The organism is Prevotella sp. CAG:255, from assembly GCF_000431195.1.
Taxonomy (GTDB): domain Bacteria; phylum Bacteroidota; class Bacteroidia; order Bacteroidales; family Bacteroidaceae; genus Prevotella; species Prevotella rara.
Window position 1 is genome coordinate 1 of the sequence record NZ_HF986772.1, and the last position, 2,560, is coordinate 2,560.

A 2,560-nucleotide genomic window follows, 5' to 3' on the forward strand; every position below is an offset into this window, starting at 1 on the left:
TGACTTTAACTCCTATAACTACTTTAACTACTCTAACTCCTACCCCATTATTTATTTGTTAATTTCCCAATCATATATTTTATATTAAAAAACATTTACCATGACTACAGTAAGACTAACATTCAGGATGGCGGCTGACAGCAGCCGCAAAGGCACATTGTATTTTCAGATTATACACCGTAATACGGTTAAGACGCTCAGCACCAGATGCCGCATCTTTGCCGACGAATGGGACGAGCCCAACAGTCGCATATTCATCATGTCGCCGGTGTCTGCCAGGCGCACCGCCACGCTGCTCGGCATACGCAACAGAATCAGACACGAGATGCAGCGGCTTAATGGCATAATCAGCAAATACGACTGCAGCGGACTGCCTTACAACACTGCCGACATCATCCATTGCTACCGCAACTCTCAACAGGCTGTCAACCACTCGCTGTTCGCCTTCATGCACCGACATATCCGCATGCTCAGTGCCCAGGGCAGACAGCGCACCGCCGACACTTACCGACAGACGCTCAGCAGCATCACCACATTCCGCAACGGCGCCGACATCAGCCTCTCCATGCTCACCGCCCCGTTCGTCGAGTCGTATGAGTCGTGGCTGCGCTCCCGTCGCCTTTGTCGCAACACCACGTCGTTCTATATGCGCATCCTGCGCAGCGTCTACAACAAAGCCGCAGCCGAAGGCATCGTCCCCAAGGGCAATCCCTTTGCCACGGTCTACACGGGTGTCGACAAGACCTCGCGCCGCGCCGTCAGCCTTGCCGACATCAGCCGCATCAAGGCTCTCAACCTCGCAGCCCACACCCCACTTGCCTTTGCGCGCGACATGTTTCTCTTCTCGTTCTACATGCGCGGCATGTCGTTTGTCGACATGGCATTTCTGCGCAAGAAAGACCTCAGCAACAACTACGTCGTCTACAGCCGCAAGAAGACCGGGCAGCAGCTCACCGTCAGATGGGAGCGCCCCATGCAGGCCATCGTCGACGCCTACGGCCCTTCTTCCACACAATATCTCCTTCCCGTCATCGTCCGTGAAGACGGCACCGAGCGCAGCCAGTATCTCAACGCCATGCTCCGCGTCAACCGCAACCTCAAGAAGATAGGCGTCATGGCAGACATCCCCATTCCGCTCACCATGTATGTTGCGCGCCATTCGTGGGCCACGGCAGCCAAGGAGAAAGACATCTCCATAGGCATCATCAGTCAGGCAATGGGCCACGACTCCGAGAACACCACGCAGATATATCTCGCATCCATCAAGACCGGGAAAATAGACGATGCCAACCGCGACATCCTCAATGGTATCTGAATAAATATTTAGGGCTGTATGTTCAAAACGACTTACTCTTACGAAGAGTACATCTAACGTTGCAAATTTACGAATTTATTTTTTATTACCAATATTTTGCCGATAAAAATAGTGTTTATTCATGTTTTCAAAGTTGTTACAATATGAACTTATGTGAACCAGATGCATGTCATATTGTTTCTTATTCTCTGATTATCAAACATTTAGCAACGTCAGACTTACTCTTCGTAAGAGTGAGTCATCAATTTGTTGAGCTAAGCAGACGAGACTATTATGGATAGCAATACACCGATGCATGTTAAAAGTCCGACGGTAACACCTACCGACGGCGCCGTAGGCGTGCCAAAAGCAGCCAGAAACGGCAAACATTGGTATATAGCCGTCGTAAACAACAACTCCGAAAAACTTTGTTGCGAGAGGCTTCTGGCACGCATTGCATCGCAGCCTGACAGCGAAAAAGACTATGAGGTCTATGTGGCAGCGCAGAAGGAGATGCGCACATGGCGCAACGGCCGCCGCAAGCTCGTAGAGCGCATCATCTTCCCCACCCTCGTCTTCATCCGCTGCACCGACCTCATGCGCCGCAAGGAGATAGTGTTCCTGCCATACATCAAGCGCTTCATGGTCAACATAGCCGGCAGTCCCGAAAACGGCCACCGCCCTGTTGCCGTCATCCCCGACCAGCAGATGCGCAGCCTTATGCGCATGGTCAGCGATGCCGAGAGCGACGTAACCATCGACCCGCGCCCGTTGCGCCGTGGCGAGAAGGTACGCGTCAACGGAGGCAAGCTCATGGGCCTCGAAGGCTATGTCCTTCAGTGTCCCGACAACAGCACCAGCCTCGTCATCGACATCGGCATCCTCGGCAGCGCCAAGGTCAATATATCGCGCGACCTGCTCGATCCGATAGAGTAACAGAATCGTCATAATAAACACCACATATATCATCATATCTCCAATTAATTTCAGAACTTAACCGTAAAGGCGGGCAATATCAGTCAGGTAAAAAATACACCGGACATACATCGCCCAAAGCTTCATCGGCAGGATAACACCCCACTCCATTAGCTACAGACTGTGCAAAGATATAGCCACTCTGAACATATTTCACCATTTTGTCCCCAACGGGACAAAAAAGTTGCTAACGCAACGCTATATAAGTGAAAATTAACAGTGAACAGATGGCAATAAAAAAATAAAAAATAAAAAGTAAAGGCTAAAGAAATTACTCGCAATCACTACCTA

The 2,560-nt window shown here is 50.5% G+C and carries 2 protein-coding genes; both read left to right on the top strand.

Annotation, left to right across the window (positions count from 1 at the left end):
* Positions 1–100: 100 nt before the first annotated feature.
* Complete coding sequence (locus QVO66_RS01975; RefSeq protein WP_021853706.1) at positions 101–1,315, top strand: tyrosine-type recombinase/integrase; 1,215 nt, start codon at positions 101–103, stop codon at positions 1,313–1,315.
* 273 nt (positions 1,316–1,588) lie between these two features.
* Positions 1,589–2,230: a transcription termination/antitermination NusG family protein gene (locus QVO66_RS01980; RefSeq protein WP_021853707.1), complete on the top strand. Its 642-nt coding sequence runs from the start codon at positions 1,589–1,591 to the stop codon at positions 2,228–2,230.
* Positions 2,231–2,560 lie beyond the last annotated feature (330 nt).

Bases quoted from the DNA above. Each gene is read 5' to 3' on its own strand.
- QVO66_RS01980 (WP_021853707.1), top strand. From the start codon at position 1,589: ATGGATAGCAATACACCGATGCATGTTAAAAGTCCGACGGTAACACCT.
- QVO66_RS01975 (WP_021853706.1), top strand. From the start codon at position 101: ATGACTACAGTAAGACTAACATTCAGGATGGCGGCTGACAGCAGCCGC.